We start from the raw sequence: 18,576 nt of genomic DNA on the forward strand, positions 1-18,576 counted from the left end.
TAAATGTAACAAAAAAAGAAGTTTAAGTCCTTTTAAGGGAGATTAAAGATTTTGTTTGAAAATTAGTGACTAAGTTCATGAATTCCTTTAAATAAGGATAGTACCCAGGTTCATATTTTGCTTTCAGAAAGTCAATTTTTAATAAAAGTGTTACCACATTATTGTTGTTTGTTGAGGTAAAAATTACCCTTCCCGAATTTTCAGGTAGGCTGTAATTTTTACTTTCAGGTAAATCAATAAGGGAGTAATCTTCTCCTAAATCTATTTCCATGGAATACATAAAAGAATCTTTATAACCAAAATCAATAGGATAGGTTCGTTCTTGCAATTTAAATGGATTTTTGCTGAAGAATTTAAATAGGAATGGGTCAAAGTATAATCTGTCAGCAACTTCATTTAATTGGACCTCTACATCAAATTTTTCAATTAAATCATTGGAATATTGATTTTCACTTTTCATTTCGAAATTAGAGATTTCAATATTTTCATTTTGATCCAATAATTTTGTTTCATAAGCCGTAGGATTTCCGTAATAGGATTTCTTTCTTGGCAAGGAGTGGTAACCCCTTGCTGCCGTATTCACAGTTCCTGTTATTTTTCCATTGTCAGCTTTTAGTTTTACGTGATAAATGATATTTGAAGAACTTTTTGGCTCAATTGAAACCCAAGAGCTACCTTCTTTAAAATCTAGCAAACGTCCTTCATCATTAAGGCAACGGTAGGGGAGTTCACCAAATGGCATGTATTTATCTGTGGCGTCTAAATAATAGGTGTTGCCATCGATAGATGCTTGAACAATGATATAATTAAAATCAGTTAAAACAGGGAATATTTTAGTGGGAAAGCCATTTGCTCTTGTAGAGAGAATTATTGGTTTGACATCAATACCATTCTGTTCTAAAACATTATGCAAGAGGATGTTTATTTCTCCTGAATTTCCAGTTCCTTTTTTTACTAAATCTTTAACTGCAACATCCTTCATCAAATGAAATTCTCCATTCCAAGTATAGTTTTCTTGAATAAAATGATAAATGGATTCTGCTCTTTTTAAAAGATTTGGCTCCTCAGAAATTTCTGTAGGAATTAATTCTTTAGACACTGAAGATTTTCTCAATTGCCTACCAAAACTTTCATCAGTTCTTAACTCTTTATCGACGTCATCCCAGGTTTTGGTGTAATGTTTTACACGACCATCAAACCCTCTAAAAGTTTTTAGTTCATACTCAATTCTTGAAAGATAATTGTATTTGTTAGTCATATAATCTTCGGGTATGAAAGCAGGAATGTCTTTCATTATGTACTGTGATTCGCTGCAATTTGCATAAGAACCGTTGGGGCCTGAAAGACAATTATTTCGTATCGTTTCCCATTTGTCGTACAAATTTTGATAACCAACTAATTTGATACTATACTCCCAGTTTCCTGGTATGCTTGTATTGTACTCGCTGTAGAGTTTAGGAATTTCATCTTGAAAATCCCAGCCTTTATACTTGAATAAAAAGGGAGAGATTATGGTGTAAGAATAGGTAATTACAGAGCCCTCTTTGATATTTGGAAAAGTAAATTTTACCAAGGTGTAGTTGTCATCATACTCCTCTTCAAATATAGATTCTTTTTCTAATTTTGTTTTAGTTACACGCCCCCCATCCAAATTGTAGGTTGTTCCCGTAATATCTTTTACAACTTCATTTCCTTTGTTTGAGTGGTATTCTAATTCTGTAATGGTTGCTTGTTCAAAGCCTTTTTTGTTCAGAATTTTTATTTTTTTCTTTATTTCTGTGTAAAGCTTATAATTGTCTTTGTCGATGTAACTGTTTCCATATTCATATAAAACAACAGCATTTGCCGTTGAGTCTTTAGCAAAGTAATTTGTGGAAAGATCTTGTCTGGTTACGGTTAAGTCTTCAGAATTAAATCCCGATTGGGCTTTTAAAATAAATGAGGTTAAGAATAGTGTGGTTAGAATTAGGTGTTTTTTCATTGTTTAGTTAGTAATAGATGATTTTTAATTTTTTCTTTCGTCTTAAATAGCTTTGAATAATATGTTGAGAATCTCGATTATTCTCCATAGGAGTAATTATAGATTCAAGGATATGGGCGTTGACTATTTGATAATTTAAATCAACATAGCCCAGGCCAGCAAAAACACCGTCTTTAATTAATATGACACTTTTTTCTTCAATATCTCTCCCTCGGTCTATAATGGCCATATTTTTTCCAGAATAGGAGTTTTTATCTATTAATTTTTTAACTCTTTTATTGTATACTTCAGTTGGTTCTTCTGAAATACACGCTCCTTGACATTGTTTAATGGTATAATTAAAACAATTGGATTTGGTTGGGTATAAACCTACCAATTTTTGACAAAGTCCATATTCTTCAACAACATTAAATAGAAATTGTTTAGCACTTTGCCTGTTACTAAATGTCGTTATGGCTTGCTTTCTTCCATCGGCCTTATCAATCTTTAAATTGATGTATCCGTTTTCATCTGTATAACTATAAAGAGCATGTGTGAATATATTTCTTCTGAGTGCTCGGTTGAATAAAGGTCTTAACTTCTTAATTTCTTCACTTTCTTTAAGAAGCGCCACTAATTCACTGCCCGTTTGCTCATAGGTTACGGCAGCTGTTTGGAGTTGTATTTTTTTTGATTTGGGATTGGTGTTTGAAAAATGCTGACTAATTCGGCTTTTAATATTTTTGCTCTTGCCAATATAAATAACATCGCCATACTCATTATGAATGTAATAAACCCCGGTTACTGTAGGCAATTCATCAATAATTCGTTTTAAATTGGGTTCCATTTGATATTTAGGCTCCATTCGGATGGCATCCTTTACAATGTATTTATCCAAATCTTTATTTAGGAGCATCTTAAACAGTTTAACAGTAGCCATGGCGTCGCCACTAGCTCTGTGCCTGTCACTAACAGGAATCCCTAATGATCGGGCTAATTTTCCTAGACTATAAGAATCTTGACCCGGAATGAGTTGCTTTGAAAGTTCAACGGTACAGAGTGTTTTTCGCTTATATCCAAAGCCTAAACGGTGGAATTCCGTTCTTAGAATGCGATAATCAAATTTGGCGTTATGGGCGACAATAATGCAATCTTCAGTAATCTCCACAATACGTTTGGCAACTTCGTAAAACTTGGGAGCGTTTCGCAACATGTTACTATTGATACCAGTCAAATTCACTACAAAGGGTTGTATCTCTCTCTCTGGATTGACCAATGAAATAAATTGGTCTACCACCTTATGACCATCAAATTTGTATATGGCTATTTCGGTAATACCTTCTTCATTGTATTTCCCTCCTGTTGTCTCTATGTCAAGTATAGCGTATATAAGTAAGCTCTTTTTCTTTTAATGATAGTTTCGTTCTCCAAAAATGCTGCTTCCTACTCGAATCATATTGCTTCCACTTTGAATAGCCAATTCATAATCGCCACTCATTCCCATAGAAATGGTTTTTAGGTCACAACGCTCGTTCTCAATAGTTTTTAAAGAATCAAAAGCTGATTTTAAACGGTCAAATTCATTTTTTATTTGATTCTGATCCTCTGTAAACGTGGCCATTCCCATGACACCCGTTATATGAATATGATTCAAAGGTTCTAAATCTTTAGATTGAAGTAGATTCTTTGCATCTTGAATGGACATACCAAACTTAGAATCTTCTTCTGCGATTTTTATTTGTAGTAAACAATGGATAGTTCGATTATTTGCAGAGGCTTGTTTGTTAATTTCCTTCAGAAGTTTTAATCTATCTACCCCATGAATCAAACTAACAAAAGGAGCCATGTATTTGACCTTATTTGTTTGTACATGTCCTATCATGTGCCATTGGATATCTTTAGGTAGGCTTTCATATTTCTCTGCCATTTCTTGAATTTTATTTTCACCAAAAATTCGTTGTCCAGCTTGATAGGCTTCCATGATATCCTCATTGGGTTTGGTTTTGGAAACGGCAACCAGAGTAACTTCCTTAGGAATTTGGTTTAAAATACTTTCAAGATTTTCTTTTATACTCATAGGTAATTTTTAAAACTCATAAATGGTAACACCACTGCGTAATTTTGGTAAAACATAAGTACTTTTCGGGGGCATGGTTAAACCTTCATCTGCAATTTGTTTCATTTGCTCAACAGTCGCAGGAACCATGCCAAAGCCTACTTTGTAATCCCCGCTGTCAACACAACTTTTTACATCCACAATGTCATTTTTTCCATTGGTGTATTCGATGCGGTCATTATGCCTTAAATCTGAAATTCCTAAAATGGGGTTTAAAATGGTCTTGTAAAGCAATTGAGCATCTAGGGTATCCAGAGCGGTTTCAAATTTATATAACGATTTTCTTAAATATAAAGAATAAAATTCACCATCCAAATACATGCTGAAATGATGTTGTTTGGATGGCTTGTAAGCTTTTTTGCCTCGATTTTCGATGCGATACCAGGCATCCAATTTAATAAGAAATTCCTCTTTACTCAACCCATTAAGATCTTTAACCAATCTATTGAATTCATAAATTTTCAAATCAGATTCAGGAATTAAATAACTCATAAAATAGTTATAGGGTTCCAGGGAGTTATGATTTGGATTTTCACTTCTTAAATCTTCATAAAGCAGAAAAGAAGAAGCAGAACGGTGGTGCCCATCTGCTATATATATCAATGGCATTTTTTCAAATTCCGCTTGTATTTTTTGAATTGATTGATCATCCTCAACCAACCACATGTAATGAGTGTCTCGGTAAGTTGTTGTAAACGCGTATTCTGGGCGGTTTTTTTGAACTTTGGCTATTATTTGAGCTATGGATGCATTGTCAGGATATGTTAAAAGTACAGGTTCGGCATTAAACCCCACAGCTTTAAGATATTCCTTGAAAATAATTTCCTTGTACGCCAAGGTATCCTCATGCTTTTTTATAGCATCCTTTTCATAATCTACGGCACTTGCGGCCGCAATTATTCCATTGAATACATCTCCATCCCTGTTTACAATGCGATACACATAATAGGTTGGTTTTTCATCTTCTATAAAGATGCCATCTTCTTTAAATTCTAGGTATCTATTCTTTACAAGCGCATATCGAGCTTTTCCAACAACATCTTTTGCAAAGCGATACCCAGGATTTATAATATGTAAAAACGAAAACGGATTATCCCTTAACCTAGATTCTACCTGCTCTTTGGTGTAGCTTTGGTAGGACCTAGAAGCTACAAGACTCACCTTATCTCTGGTGGGTCTAACAGCTTTAAAAGGAATAATATGGGCCATTTAAAAATGCGCTTTTTTAGATAAATTGTTTAGACACCTTTTCAGCTTTTCTACTTTCGGAATAATCATAAAAACCTTCTCCAGATTTTACCCCTAACTTTCCAGCTCTTACCATGTTAACTAGCAATGGACAAGGAGCATATTTAGGGTTTTTAAATCCATCATACATCACTTCCAAAATAGATAGACATACATCCAACCCAATGAAATCTGCCAATTGTAACGGTCCCATGGGGTGAGCCATTCCTAATTTCATTACAGTATCAATCTCTGAAACTCCAGCGACTCCATTATAAAGTGTTTCAATAGATTCGTTTATCATTGGCATCAAGATTCTATTGGCTACAAATCCTGGATAATCGTTTACTTCAACTGGAATTTTACCCAATTGTTTTGACATTTCCATGATGGTATTTGTTACTTCATCACTTGTATTATAACCCCTAATTATTTCAACAAGTTTCATGATAGGAACCGGATTCATAAAGTGCATTCCGATAACTTGATCTGGTCTAGCAGTCACAGAAGCGATTTGGGTGATAGAAATAGAGGAGGTATTGGTTGCCAAAATTGTGTCCTCTGAACAGTCATCACTTAACTGTTTGAAAATTTTTAATTTAAGGTCAATATTTTCAGTGGCTGCTTCTACCACTAAACTAGCATATTCAACTCCTTCTGTTATATCAGTAAAAGTGGTAATGTTATCTAAAGTATTCTTTTTATCAGCTTCAGTAATAGTCTCTTTTGAAACCATTCGGTCCAAATTTTTTGTAATGGTATCCAAACCTCGCTTTAAAGATGCTTCACTTATATCAATAAGTTGTACTTTAAATCCAGCTTGAGCAAAAGTATGTGCGATACCATTTCCCATGGTTCCGGCACCTATAACTGCTACGTTTTTCATAATAATAATTTTGTGCTCCCGCCAAAGCGGGATTGTTCTTAATTAGTTTGTGATTAGTTTGTGTTTGAATTTAGTCCCTAAAATTGCTCAATTATTTTTGTGGCTAATCTTAAGGCTTCGGTACCATCCTGAAGTGTGACAACAGGCGTGGTGTTTGTGTTAATGGCATGAGCAAAAGTTTCTAATTCATCCAAAATAGCATTGTTTTTAGGAATGTCTGGATTATCAAAATAGATTTGCTTTTTAATACCTTCTGCATTTTGAAGGATCATATCAAAATCTCCTGGGTCTGTAGGGGCATCTTTCATTTTCACCACTTCACATTTCTTTTCCAGAAAATCTACCGAGATATACGCATCACGCTGGAAGAAGCGTGTTTTACGCATGTTTTTAAGCGAAATTCTACTGGCTGTCAGGTTAGCTACACAACCATTTTCAAATTCGATTCGAGCATTGGCAATATCAGGCGTTTCACTGATAACTGAAACACCACTAGCAGAAACAGATTTCACTTTTGATTTAACCACACTCAAAATGACATCAATATCATGGATCATCAAGTCTAACACAACAGGCACATCAGTTCCTCTAGGATTGAATTCTGCCAATCTATGGGTTTCAATAAACATGGGGTTAACAATCTTGTCCTTTACCGCAGTAAATGCTGGATTGAACCTTTCAACATGGCCTACTTGCCCCCTTAAGTTATTTTCTGCCAATAACGTTCTAATATGCTCTGCTTCTTCAACCGTATTGGTGATGGGTTTTTCAATAAAAATATGCCTGCCTTTAGAGATTGCTTTTTTTGCGCATTCATAATGAGAAAGGGTGGGTGTTACAATATCCACCATATCAACCGCGTCAATTAAATCATCTATAGAATTAAAGTATTTATAACCGAATTCTTCTTCTACTTTTTTGGCATTGTGTTCGTCTGCGTCGTAAAAGCCAACCAATTCGTATTTGGTTGATTGTTTGAGAAGTCTGAGATGGATTTTGCCAAGATGGCCTGCACCAAGTACTCCAGCTTTTAACATATTATCTTGTTTTTAACAAAAATAAGATTTTAGATATTATTTTGAATGTTTTGAACTATTAAAATATCCCTAAAGGAATTACCTGTAAAATCTGTTGAATTTGGTTTTGACCTTTCAAATGTTTGATTAATTTTATCCAGAAATCTGCTACTTCATTTTGAAAGATACTTATAGACATCAAGGATTAAGACAGCAACTGGTTGAGGTTGTAAGAGCTAAGGGCATCAAGGATGAAAAGGTCCTAAAAGCCATAGGAAAGGTGCCAAGGCATTTGTTTATGGATTCAGGATTTTTGGATCATGCTTATCAGGATAAAGCATTTCCAATTGCGGCAGACCAAACGATATCTCAACCCTATACAGTAGCTTTTCAGACCGAGTTGTTAGAAGTGAAACCAGGCGATAAGATTTTGGAAATAGGAACAGGGAGTGGTTACCAAACTGCCATATTGTGTGAATTGGGGTGTCGCGTCTTTAGTATTGAAAGACAAAATGAGTTGTTTAAGAAAACTTCAAAGTTTCTTCCCAAGTTGGGTTATAGAGCTAAAAAACTCATTTTTGGGGATGGTTACATTGGTTTGAAGGAAGAAGCACCTTTCAAAGGCATCATTGTGACTGCGGGGGCACCATTTGTTCCCAAAGCGCTTTTGGCGCAATTGGAAATTGGTGGGCGTCTTGTGATTCCTGTGGGAGACAACGTTCAAACCATGACTTTATTTATTAGAAAAGGCCCCAAGGACTTTGAAAAACATGAATTTGGTGATTTCCGGTTTGTACCTTTATTAGAAGATAAAAACTAAATCTCCTTCCTATTTACCCTGTTTAACACAGTTATTAATCTACTTTGGGTAAATATTCAGGTGGAATAGGGTTTTCTGGGGTTTCTTGGGTCCAGTAAATATTGACAATCCACCAACGTTTGCCATCAAAAAGCAATTGAATGCTATTAACACCTCGCATAAAAGGAATAACATCTGTTTGAGTTCTAAAGGTCTCATAAGTACTGAAAACTTGTGCGATGTTTCCATAGGTGTTAACCACTCTGTTAATTTCTTTCTCAAAGAAACCATTGTCCATCATCCAAGTTTCAGCTGACTTCACATAATCATTGGGAGAAATATATTTCACTTTATAAGTACTGTCTTGTGCTCTCGCCGTCGGAATTAATTTGGCATCTGGTTTAAACAGATATTTAAAAAACTCCCAATTTCTTTCTTGACCTCTTTCTCCAGAAATTACTTCATAAAGAGACTCTATAGTAGAATCCATGGTTCCTACATAATTGATAAAGCTGGTTTGTGGTAAAAAGAGACTGATACCTCTTTTTCTTAATGGTTCAAACCATTTATTTCTTAATTTAAGTTGCTCTTCAGAAGGCTCTTTTAAAACGGTAAATTTATTAGTGTCTTCATCATACAGAATTCCTATTTTAAAATAGTATTCTTGAAGTGGTAAAGGTTCTGCATGGATGATATATTTATCAAAAAAATCGTTGATTTCTGGATAGGTTTCCTCTGTAAAATCAGCAAAGAAAGAATCCTCATTAAAGGATTTGTTGGGACCATATTTTCTACTCAGTTTGATAATCACATCCATTAAACCTGTATTGCCTTTAGAGAGTTCAATAAGTCTGATGTCCAAAAGGCTGGCAGCTAAAGCTCCTTTCATATTGATGTTTCCAAATTGTTTTTGTCCATCAGCTGTATAGGAAGTTAGTGCCAGATCCAAAAGGCTATAATGATTGTTATAAAGATTTTTACTGATGTAAACCTTTTTTTCCAATTCAGACAAATATTCATCGGCAGTTGTTTCACCTCCTCTAAACATCATCATTTTTGAAGCCCATTCAGTAACACCCTCATAAAGCCATAAATGCTTTGATGGAAGCGGGGTGTCATATTGGAATTTAGAAACAATCTCACTATGAAGATTTAATGGGGTCACTATATGAAAAAATTCATGTGCTGCTAGGTCTAGGATTTCCTTCTCTAAATTTTTCCATGGTGTTTCTCTATAAACGTAACCCGAGCTGCGGTTGTGAGCCCAAGAACCATCTGTTTTATCTTCAAACATGAATAGGAATGTGTATTGGTCAACAGGAATACCTTCTATATAATTACCAGCAGTTTCAAACATTTTCTTCATAGATTCCATGATTTGTGAAGCTGTAACGACACCTGTTTTTGAATATGAAAAAATATCAATTACAGACCCCTGAACTGTCATGGATTCTCTAGTGAGATATCCGAGTAAAATTGGAGAGTCTACCACGTGGCTATAGTTTTTTGCCAGATATTTTCCTGAGCTTGATTTTTTTAGAGAAGTGGCAACTTGCCATTCTGCTGGGTGTTGTAATTGAAGTTTAATAGGCGTTTTCTTCTTTCCTTTGAAGTAACCAAAAACAGCCTGTCCATTGATTAAAGCATGATCATTTTCAATAGAAGTTCCAAATCTCAAATGAATTGGGTTTTGGTCTACTGGACTATCCCAAGTCTCTGAAATTTCATATTCAATTCGAATGACTTTATGTGGTTTTGAAATTTTAAATTGGTTGGTAGAAATATGTTTGGTAGCAATCTCATTTCCATGTTTATCAAATGCCCTAAAAGAGGTTACATATTTCCCTATGTCCATTATTTGGTAGGTGTTTGGAGCTGTAGCTGCAAAATTGAATACATCATTTTCCTCTCCCAAACTAGGAGGTGTAACGGTTACTTTAAAGGTATCGTTACTCCTGTCTAATAAATTAACCGTAAACTGAATGTCATTGGTTACCGGGATAGTAGGGTTTAATAGAGAACTACAAGAAGATAAAAGGATTGAAAGAGCAATGATGTAAACTTTAAAAAATCTTTTCATGAACAATTTGGATTAAAGTAATATTCCGGTAGGTTAGAAACTTTTATTAATTCTGTCTAAATTTCTTTTCATATCGCGATCCTTGATAGTCTCCCGTTTATCAAACAGTTTCTTACCTCTGGCTAAGGCAATTTCAATTTTAGCAAGTCCTCTATCATTAATAAAGAGTCTTAATGGGATAATGGTTAATCCTTTAGTGTTAATGTCTTTTTCGAGTTTTTTTAATTCCCTTTTATTTAAAAGTAGTTTTCTTTCTGCCTTGGGTTTGTGGTTGTAGTAGTTCCCAAAGGCATATTCTTCTATAGTCATATTGATGACAAATAATTCTCCGCGATCATTGAATTCGCAAAAACTCTCAGCAATTGATGCCTTACTTTGTCTAATGGATTTTATTTCGGTACCAGTAAGAACGATACCGGCGGTATATTTATCCAAAATTTCATATTGAAATTTGGCTTTTTTATTTTTGATATTGACTTGCTTCTGCATATCCCACAAAATTACTGTTTTTTAATGATTGTAGAAAAATGAAACTGCAAGCTATCTTATGAATTTTATTTTTTATTGGATGTTAAGCTAGCTCCAAAGCGATTTGAATCATTTCTTCAAAAGTAGACTCCCTTTCTTTGGAAGTAGTACGTTCTCCAGTTACCAAGGAATCAGAGATGGTTAAAATGGTTAGGGCGTTCACATTGTGTTTGGCTGCAACGGTATATAAACCAGCGGTTTCCATTTCCACACACAACACACCAAATTTGGACCACTTTTTATAACTTTCAAAATCATCAGCATAAAATTCGTCACTGGTAAAAACATTCCCTGCCTTAATAGGAATTTGTTTTTCTCTAGCCACATGAATAGCCTTTTCAAATAATTCAAAACTAGCTGTTGGGGCATAATCGGCACCTCCAAATCGAAGTTCGTTAACGCCCGAATTTGATGAGGCTGCCATAGCAATAACAATATCTCTGAGCCTAACATTTTTTTGATAGGATCCAGCGCTGCCTACACGAATTAAATTCTTTACTCCGTAATAGGCTATTAATTCATGAGAATAAATGGAAATACTGGGAACACCCATTCCTGTACCCATGACTGAGACACGTTTCCCGTTGTATGTGCCCGTATAGCCAAACATATTTCTAACTTTATTAAAGCAGAAGATATCTTTTAAAAAGGTTTCGGCAATCCACTTAGCTCTCAGTGGATCTCCTGGGAGTAAAATGGTTTCAGCAATCTCTCCCTTTTTGGCTTCAATATGTATACTCATAAGTTCTTAGTAATTATTAGATGTAGAAGTATTTCCTGTTACAATAGCGATACCAGAGGAGGTACCAATCCTGGATACACCTAAGTCGATATACTCTTGTGCTGTCTTAGTGTCTTTGATACCACCTGAAGCTTTAATCTTTATTTTTTCTCCAGCAACCGATTTCATTAATTTCACATCGTGAATTGTTGCGCCACCTGTGCCAAAACCAGTTGAAGTTTTAATAAAATCGGCGCCACTCAATATTGATAATTCGCTGCCTTTTATTATTTCAATTTCTTCAAGATAGCAAGTTTCTAAAATGACTTTAAGGGTATTGTTGGGCATTATATTTTTTACAGCTTCTATATCTTGCCAAACTTTATCAAATTCTTTTCCCTTTAACCATCCAATATTAATGACCATATCAATTTCATCGGCCCCATCGAGAAGGGCTTGTTGAGCCTCAAAGACTTTAGCTTCGGTACTCATTGCTCCTAATGGGAAACCAATCACTGAACATATTTGCACATTGGAACCGGATAAATAATTTTTAGCAAGGGAAACGTAGCAACTATTAACACAAACAGAGAAAAAGTCATAGGATTTTGCCTCTTCGCATAGTTGCATTACATCCTCAGCAGAGGCTTGGGGTTTAAGTAAGGTGTGATCAATGTATTTGTTTAATTCCATACCAATAAATGTAATTATTTTTATTGTAAAATGTTAAAAATCATAGCTTTTATGGGTAATGGTAAGGAATTAATTGGAATTGTCACATGATAATTATCAGTCTATTACTTGATTATGCCATTTACTTTTGTTTTGATTATTGGTTCTAAGCGGTAGTCAAAAATATAGTTTTAAAGTCAACCCTTATGACTTCATTTGAATAGTAATTTAAGTATTATGATTAATTGTTGTATTAAAATTTCAAATGGTCATAAGAAAAATGCTCCATGTTTTACATGGAGCATTTCATTTATAGCGAATTATTTTCAAAGTATTAACTTGTCAAGGCATAGGATGGTTGTCCCGTGATAATTTGATTTCCATTTGTTGTTGCAATACGAACGACTCCTGTATCAATATATTTTACCGCCATATCGTAATCATCTATACCTCCCGAGGCTTTGATTTTTATTTTATTTCTAACAGTTTTTTTGATCATTTTTACGGCAGTAAGGGTAGCGCCGCTTTTAGAAAATCCTGTAGATGTCTTAATGCCTTCTGCTTTGGCATCTATACAAATCTGACAAGCTCTTATAATTTCATTTTTAGAAAGCTCACTAATTTCAAGTATGACTGTTAATGGAATATGTCCTATTGCCAACTTGACATCGCGAATATCTTTAAAAACAGAAACAAAATTTTTACTACGCATTAAGCCAACATTCATAACCATGTCAATTTCATGGGCTCCATCTTCAACGGCCTTGACAGCTTCATATACCTTGGCTTCAGTGCTCATAGCTCCTAAGGGGAAGCCAACGGTAGCTACTGTTTTGACGTTACTTGTGATTAGATAATACTTGGATAAAGGGACATTGGAACTGTTTACACAAACTGCATGATAACGATGTTTTTTTGCTTCTTCACACAATTTTTTAATGTCTTCCTTGGACGCTGTAAGGGATAATTGCGCCTCTTCAATATAGCTATTAATTTTCATGAATGTAGGTTAAGATGTCGTAAAAATACGATAAACGGTTTGTTTTGTGAAATTTTTTAGATGAACGGTAGAAAAAATTAAGAAATTTTAGGACTCTAAAATTTAATTGACTGAAAACAAAAAAAATAGATTTTTGACTTTGAATTATAGGAAAATAAAAAAGCAACGATCGTCTAAAAGTGAAGTACGACTCACGTTGCTTTTTCAACTAACTAACCAACTATATGATAAAATTAACGCATTTCTTTTAAGTATATTATTCTGATAGGATTTTTAACTTAACTTTAATATTCCTCAGTAATTAAATCTCCTTGATTTCTGAAAACCAATTTGTCGTCAAAAGCATCTAGTAAAATAATACTATCTGTACTTATTCTACCAGATAAGATTTCTTTACTCAATTCATTCAAAACTTCTTTTTGAATGACTCTTTTCACAGGTCTGGCACCATACTCTGGATTATAGCCTTTTTGAGCTAAGTAGTCAACGGCCTCTTTTGTTGCATCAAAAGTGATACCTTGTTTAGAGATCATTTTGGTTAAACCTTTTAATTGAAGTTCAACAATATCATGGATATTCTCTTGCGTTAATGGTGTAAACATGATGGTGTCATCAATCCTATTTAAAAACTCGGGTCTAACTGATTTTTTCAATAAACCTAAAACCCCAATTTTTGCAATTTCCATGGCTGCTTCAATATCCTTAGTAGCTTCAAACTTTTCTTGGATAATATGGCTTCCCATATTTGAAGTCATAATGATAATCGTGTTTTTGAAATCTGCAATTCGACCTTTATTATCTGTAAGTCTTCCTTCATCCAATACTTGTAATAGGATGTTGAAGGTATCGGGATGTGCTTTTTCAATTTCATCCAACAATACAACGGAGTAGGGCTTACGTCTTACAGCTTCGGTTAATTGTCCTCCTTCGTCATAACCTACGTAACCTGGAGGTGCTCCAACCAATCTACTCACTGCGTGACGTTCTTGATATTCACTCATATCAATCCTAGTCATAGCATTTTCATCGTCAAATAAGTATTCGGCAAGGGCTTTAGCCAACTCAGTTTTACCTACACCGGTTGTTCCTAAAAATAGAAATGTACCAATTGGTTTTTGCGGATTTTGTAAGCCTGCACGAGATCTTCTTACGGCATCACTTACTGCTTGTATAGCTTCTTCTTGACCAACCACACGTTTGTGTAACTCATCTTCTAGTTTTAAAAGTTTCTCTCTTTCACTTTGAAGCATTTTGGTCACAGGAATGCCTGTCCATTTGGCTACAACTTCTGCAATATCATCATAAGTAACTTCTTCTTTGATAAGGGAATTATTAGCTTGATTTTCTAAAAGTTCTTTTTGAAGACCATCTAGTTTTTCTTGAGCTTCTTTGATCTTACCATATCTTATTTCGGCTACTTTCCCATAATCACCTTCTCGTTCAGCTCTTTCTGCATCTAATTTAAAATTTTCAATTTCCAATTTGATGGCTTGAATATTCTCAACCAATTCTTTTTCGCTCTTCCATTTAGCATAAATTTCATTGCGTTCTTCTTTTAGATTGGCTAAATCAGAACTTAAAGATTTTAATTTGGCTTCATCCTTTTCACGTTTAATGGCTTCTATTTCAATTTCCAATTGCATGATTTTTCTATCCAAAACATCCAATTCTTCAGGTTTTGAATTGATTTCCATACGCAATTTGGAAGCAGCCTCATCCATTAAGTCAATGGCTTTATCAGGTAAAAATCGATTGGTAATATATCTTTCTGACAATTCCACGGCACCAATAATGGCCTCGTCTTTAATGCGAACCTTATGGTGTGCCTCATATTTCTCTTTAATTCCACGTAAAATGGATATAGCACTTTCAGTATCAGGTTCATCTACCATGACCTTTTGAAAACGTCTTTCTAAGGCCTTATCCTTCTCAAAATACTTTTGATATTCGTCTAGCGTTGTTGCACCTATAGATCGTAACTCACCTCTTGCTAAGGCAGGTTTCAAAATGTTGGCAGCATCCATAGCTCCTTGACCACCGCCAGCTCCTACAAGTGTATGTATCTCGTCTATAAACAATACAATGTCACCTTCGCTGGATGTTACTTCCTTAATAACAGCTTTTAAACGTTCTTCAAATTCACCTTTGTATTTAGCACCGGCAATTAGAGCTCCCATATCTAAAGCATAAATTTGCTTATCCTTTAAATTTTCAGGGACGTCACCATCCACTATCCTGTGAGCCAATCCTTCTGCTATGGCTGTTTTACCGGTTCCTGGTTCACCCACCAGAATAGGATTGTTCTTAGTTCTTCTGGATAGAATTTGCAGAATACGTCTTATTTCCTCATCCCTACCTATAACCGGATCTAATTTGCCGTCTTTGGCCAATTGATTTAGGTTTTTGGCATATTTATTAAGGGAATTGTAGGTGTCTTCCTGACTTTGGGAAGTGACTCGATCTCCTTTTCTCAGTTCCTCAATGGCAGCTTTTAAGTCTTTTTCTGTGACTCCTTGGTCTTTCAGCATTTGTCCAATTTTACTATTGGATTTAAAAACAGCCAAAATGAGGTGCTCTATAGAAACGAAATCATCGTTCATTTTTTTTGCAATGATGGATGCTTCGTTTAAAGTTTTTGAAGCTTCTCTTGAAAGCATAATATCTCCACCAGATACCTTAGAAAAACTTTCCAACTGTTTGTCTAAAGCCTGTTCTAATATCGATGTATTGACATTTAATTTTTTAAGAATAAATGGCAAAACATTTTCATCAACTTCAAGAATGGCTTTAAATAAATGTTCGTTCTCAATTTGTTGATGTCCAAAGCCTTGTGCTAGCTGTTGCGCTTGCTGAACGGCTTCTTGTGATTTGATTGTATAATTGTTGAAATTCATAATGATATCTTACTTTGCGAATTACCTAGGTCAACAATCTTACCAATTAAAAGAGGCAGACAAAATGTCTTTTAAATCGAGAAATCGCGTGACTTTTAGTCAGTTGTGCTTTTTTGGATTTTACTTCAATTTTTATTCAATATAAGTGTTAATTGGCAATATTGGGTATTAAAATGATTTCATTGGATTGGTTTCTTTATATTTGAATATTAACCAATTACATAGATATGAGAAAAGTTTTGTTTTTTGCTGTTGTCGTTTTTTTCGCATGCTCTTGCCAAGAGGAAGTTAAAGAACCGACTCCAAATGCAGGTGAAGAATTATCACAGTTACTATCAGATTACAGTGAAGAAGGCTATTCATTAAACCCTTTAATTGCTACAAGTGCTGGGGATGATAGATTTAATGATCAGTTCCCCGATTTTTTGTCGGAATCCTATAGGGCTAAAAGCAAAGAATATTTCACAAAATATAAAAAGGCGGTTTTAGCGATAGATGATTCTTTATTGACTGATACGGAGTTGATGAGTAAAAAGGTATTGCTTTGGGAATGTGACATGAACTTGGATGGATTTCAGTTTAGGAAAGATTTAATGCCCATAGATCAAATGTGGTCTGCTAATTTGGACTTCAATCAGTTAGCCAGTGGCACAACGGCACAACCTTTTAAAACAGTAGAAGATTATGATAATTGGTTGAAAAGGGTGGATGGTTATTTGGTTTGGTTGGCTTCAGCAAAGAAGAATATGAAAGAAGGTTCCCGAAAAGGTTATGTGCTTCCTAAAACTTTAATAGTCAAGGTAATTCCGCAATTTGAATCCTTGGCTCATGGCCCGGTAGAAGACCATTTATTCTATTCTCCTATTAAACTGTTTCCAGATTCCTTTTCTGATGAAGAAAAATCAAGATTGACCGAATCTTATTCAAAAATGGTGGAGAATAAAATCATTCCAGCTTATGCTGATATGGCGACCTATTTAAAAGAAGACTATTTGCCTTTAGGAAGGGAAAGTAGTGGTATGGCTGCCACACCTCTTGGAGATAGCTATTATCCCCATCAAATTAAAAAATATACAACCACTAACATGTCGGCAGATGAAATCCACAACCTAGGATTAAGTGAAGTGGCTCGCATTAGAGGTGAAATGGAAGCCGTAAAAAAACAAGTGGGCTTTGAGGGTGACCTCAATTCATTTTTTGATTACATCAGGAATAATAAAGAGTTGATGCCTTTTACAGAACGTTCACAGGTATTGGCTTTTTATGATAGTATTCATAAAGTCATGCAACCACAATTGGATAAAATGTTTGGAAAGCAACCGAAGACTGCTTTTGAAGTAAGGCGCACAGAACCTTTCAGGGAAAAGTCGGCTGCGGCAAATTACAGTCCGGGCTCTTTAGATGGTACTCGACCAGGTATTTTTTATACCCCCATTCCTAATGTAGAGGAATATAATGTATTTGATAAAGAAGATTTGTTTTTGCATGAAGCTATTCCTGGTCATCATTTTCAATGCTCATTGCAACAAGAAAATGAGGATTTGCCAATGTTTAGAAAAACCTTGTGGTATAGTGCTTATGGAGAAGGATGGGCTTTATATTCAGAATCCTTAGGAACCGAGTTGGGACTTTATAAAGACCCGTATCAATATTTTGGGATGTTGAGTAGTGAAATTCATAGAGCAATTCGTTTGGTGGTTGATACAGGTATTCATGCTAAGGGTTGGACAAGAGAAGAGGCCATTAAATACTCCTTAGAAAATGAGGCAGAAGATGCAGCAAGTATAGAAAGTGAAATAGAACGCTACATGGCCAATCCGGGACAAGCTTTATCCTATAAAATAGGGCAACTTAAAATTATTGAAATGAGAAAGAAGGCAGAGCAGGAATTGGGTGATAAATTTGATATTAAGGATTTTCATGATCAGATCTTGGAAACCGGGTGTGTTCCTTTAGCTCTTTTGGAAGAGCGGATGAACCAATGGATAGCATCTGCAAAATAATAGAAACCTCCTTTAATGGAGGTTTTTTTTTGAATACAAATCATCGATAAAAAAAGGGAATGTATAATCTCAGTAGGATTTAAGGTTGTTATTTTAAATCATTATTTTCGCGCTGTAAGAAGAAAAAACTTTTACGACTTAGAAAAGAAAATTTTTATGTCCTTATTTAATAAAATCTTTAAAACATCGCCTAACTCTCAACCTGAGAAGGAATTTCACTGGCAGGAATTAAAAACCGAAGAGCAATTGGAAAGCATTACAGAGCAAAGTCATGTAAAGCCACAATTGATCTTTAAGCATTCAACTAGATGTGGAATTTCTCGAATGGTCAAAACACAATTTGAAAGAAATTATGAGGTAGATCCGCAAGATGCCGGAGTTCATTATTTAGATTTAATCTCTTTTAGAGAGGTTTCAAATTCGATAGCAAATAAATTTGACGTCATTCATGAATCCCCTCAATTAATAATTTTAAAGAATGGTAAGGTTCAAAAGCATGAATCTCATGGTGCTATCAATGATTTACCATTAAAACAAATCATTGAGAAACAGGTCTCTTAAATAGTTATTTAGTTAATTTAATTAAATAGGATTTATAACGTGAAATTATCTACAAATTTCACGACAATATTTGATACCTCTACACAATATTTTATCTTTGCCACCCTATATTA

General features: G+C 34.7%; 15 protein-coding genes. 3 read left to right on the plus strand and 12 right to left on the minus strand.

Features of this window, described 5'->3' with window-relative positions:
- Positions 1 to 22: 22 nt before the first annotated feature.
- The 6 genes from LOK78_RS13495 to LOK78_RS13520 all read right to left on the minus strand — a co-directional run bounded on the left by LOK78_RS13495 (position 23) and on the right by LOK78_RS13520 (position 7,226).
- The gene (locus LOK78_RS13495) at positions 23 to 1,981 is read right to left on the minus strand and encodes a DUF3858 domain-containing protein (protein ID WP_232635253.1); all 1,959 of its coding nucleotides are present in this window, start codon (positions 1,979 to 1,981) and stop codon (positions 23 to 25) included.
- 7 nt (positions 1,982 to 1,988) lie between these two features.
- On the minus strand, positions 1,989 to 3,350 hold the full coding sequence (locus tag LOK78_RS13500) for a 3'-5' exonuclease family protein (RefSeq protein ID WP_232635348.1): 1,362 nt from the start codon (positions 3,348 to 3,350) through the stop codon (positions 1,989 to 1,991).
- 18 nt (positions 3,351 to 3,368) lie between these two features.
- Positions 3,369 to 4,037, minus strand: a complete 669-nt coding sequence (locus LOK78_RS13505) for a YggS family pyridoxal phosphate-dependent enzyme (protein WP_232635254.1) — start codon at positions 4,035 to 4,037, stop codon at positions 3,369 to 3,371.
- A gap of 9 nt (positions 4,038 to 4,046) precedes the next feature.
- On the minus strand, positions 4,047 to 5,285 hold the full coding sequence (locus LOK78_RS13510; protein ID WP_232635255.1) for a DUF1015 domain-containing protein: 1,239 nt from the start codon (positions 5,283 to 5,285) through the stop codon (positions 4,047 to 4,049).
- A 16-nt stretch (positions 5,286 to 5,301) separates the two neighbouring features.
- Positions 5,302 to 6,189 (minus strand): 3-hydroxybutyryl-CoA dehydrogenase, encoded by an 888-nt coding sequence (locus tag LOK78_RS13515; RefSeq protein ID WP_232635256.1) that lies wholly within the window; start codon positions 6,187 to 6,189, stop codon positions 5,302 to 5,304.
- 77 nt (positions 6,190 to 6,266) lie between these two features.
- The gene (locus LOK78_RS13520; protein ID WP_232395498.1) at positions 6,267 to 7,226 is read right to left on the minus strand and encodes a Gfo/Idh/MocA family protein; all 960 of its coding nucleotides are present in this window, start codon (positions 7,224 to 7,226) and stop codon (positions 6,267 to 6,269) included.
- 157 nt (positions 7,227 to 7,383) lie between these two features.
- Here LOK78_RS13520 and LOK78_RS13525 point away from each other — a divergent pair, with 157 nt between their 5' ends.
- The gene (locus tag LOK78_RS13525; RefSeq protein WP_166958929.1) at positions 7,384 to 8,025 is read left to right on the plus strand and encodes a protein-L-isoaspartate(D-aspartate) O-methyltransferase; all 642 of its coding nucleotides are present in this window, start codon (positions 7,384 to 7,386) and stop codon (positions 8,023 to 8,025) included.
- 34 nt (positions 8,026 to 8,059) lie between these two features.
- Here LOK78_RS13525 and LOK78_RS13530 read toward each other — a convergent pair whose 3' ends face one another.
- The 6 genes from LOK78_RS13530 to clpB form a co-directional block, all read right to left on the minus strand.
- Positions 8,060 to 10,084, minus strand: coding sequence for a M61 family metallopeptidase (locus LOK78_RS13530; RefSeq protein WP_232635257.1), 2,025 nt, complete (start codon positions 10,082 to 10,084; stop codon positions 8,060 to 8,062).
- A gap of 33 nt (positions 10,085 to 10,117) precedes the next feature.
- Entirely contained in the window at positions 10,118 to 10,573 is a 456-nt protein-coding gene (smpB, locus tag LOK78_RS13535) for an SsrA-binding protein SmpB (protein ID WP_166958925.1), read from the minus strand.
- 82 nt (positions 10,574 to 10,655) lie between these two features.
- Positions 10,656 to 11,354, minus strand: a complete 699-nt coding sequence (deoD, locus tag LOK78_RS13540; protein ID WP_053971915.1) for a purine-nucleoside phosphorylase — start codon at positions 11,352 to 11,354, stop codon at positions 10,656 to 10,658.
- A 6-nt stretch (positions 11,355 to 11,360) separates the two neighbouring features.
- Positions 11,361 to 12,026, minus strand: coding sequence for a deoxyribose-phosphate aldolase (deoC, locus tag LOK78_RS13545; protein WP_166958923.1), 666 nt, complete (start codon positions 12,024 to 12,026; stop codon positions 11,361 to 11,363).
- Positions 12,027 to 12,339: 313 nt separating this feature from the next.
- Entirely contained in the window at positions 12,340 to 13,005 is a 666-nt protein-coding gene (deoC, locus tag LOK78_RS13550; protein ID WP_053971917.1) for a deoxyribose-phosphate aldolase, read from the minus strand.
- A gap of 284 nt (positions 13,006 to 13,289) precedes the next feature.
- Complete coding sequence (gene clpB / locus LOK78_RS13555; RefSeq protein WP_232635258.1) at positions 13,290 to 15,899, minus strand: ATP-dependent chaperone ClpB; 2,610 nt, start codon at positions 15,897 to 15,899, stop codon at positions 13,290 to 13,292.
- A gap of 227 nt (positions 15,900 to 16,126) precedes the next feature.
- Between clpB and LOK78_RS13560 the strand changes: the two genes are divergently transcribed.
- Both LOK78_RS13560 and ytxJ read left to right on the plus strand, forming a co-directional pair.
- Positions 16,127 to 17,902, plus strand: a complete 1,776-nt coding sequence (locus LOK78_RS13560; RefSeq protein ID WP_232635259.1) for a DUF885 domain-containing protein — start codon at positions 16,127 to 16,129, stop codon at positions 17,900 to 17,902.
- Between the two features lie 156 nt (positions 17,903 to 18,058).
- Positions 18,059 to 18,463, plus strand: a complete 405-nt coding sequence (ytxJ, locus tag LOK78_RS13565) for a bacillithiol system redox-active protein YtxJ (RefSeq protein WP_232635260.1) — start codon at positions 18,059 to 18,061, stop codon at positions 18,461 to 18,463.
- Positions 18,464 to 18,576: the final 113 nt, after the last annotated feature.

Source organism: Mangrovimonas futianensis (assembly GCF_021245805.1).
Lineage (GTDB): Bacteria > Bacteroidota > Bacteroidia > Flavobacteriales > Flavobacteriaceae > Mangrovimonas > Mangrovimonas futianensis.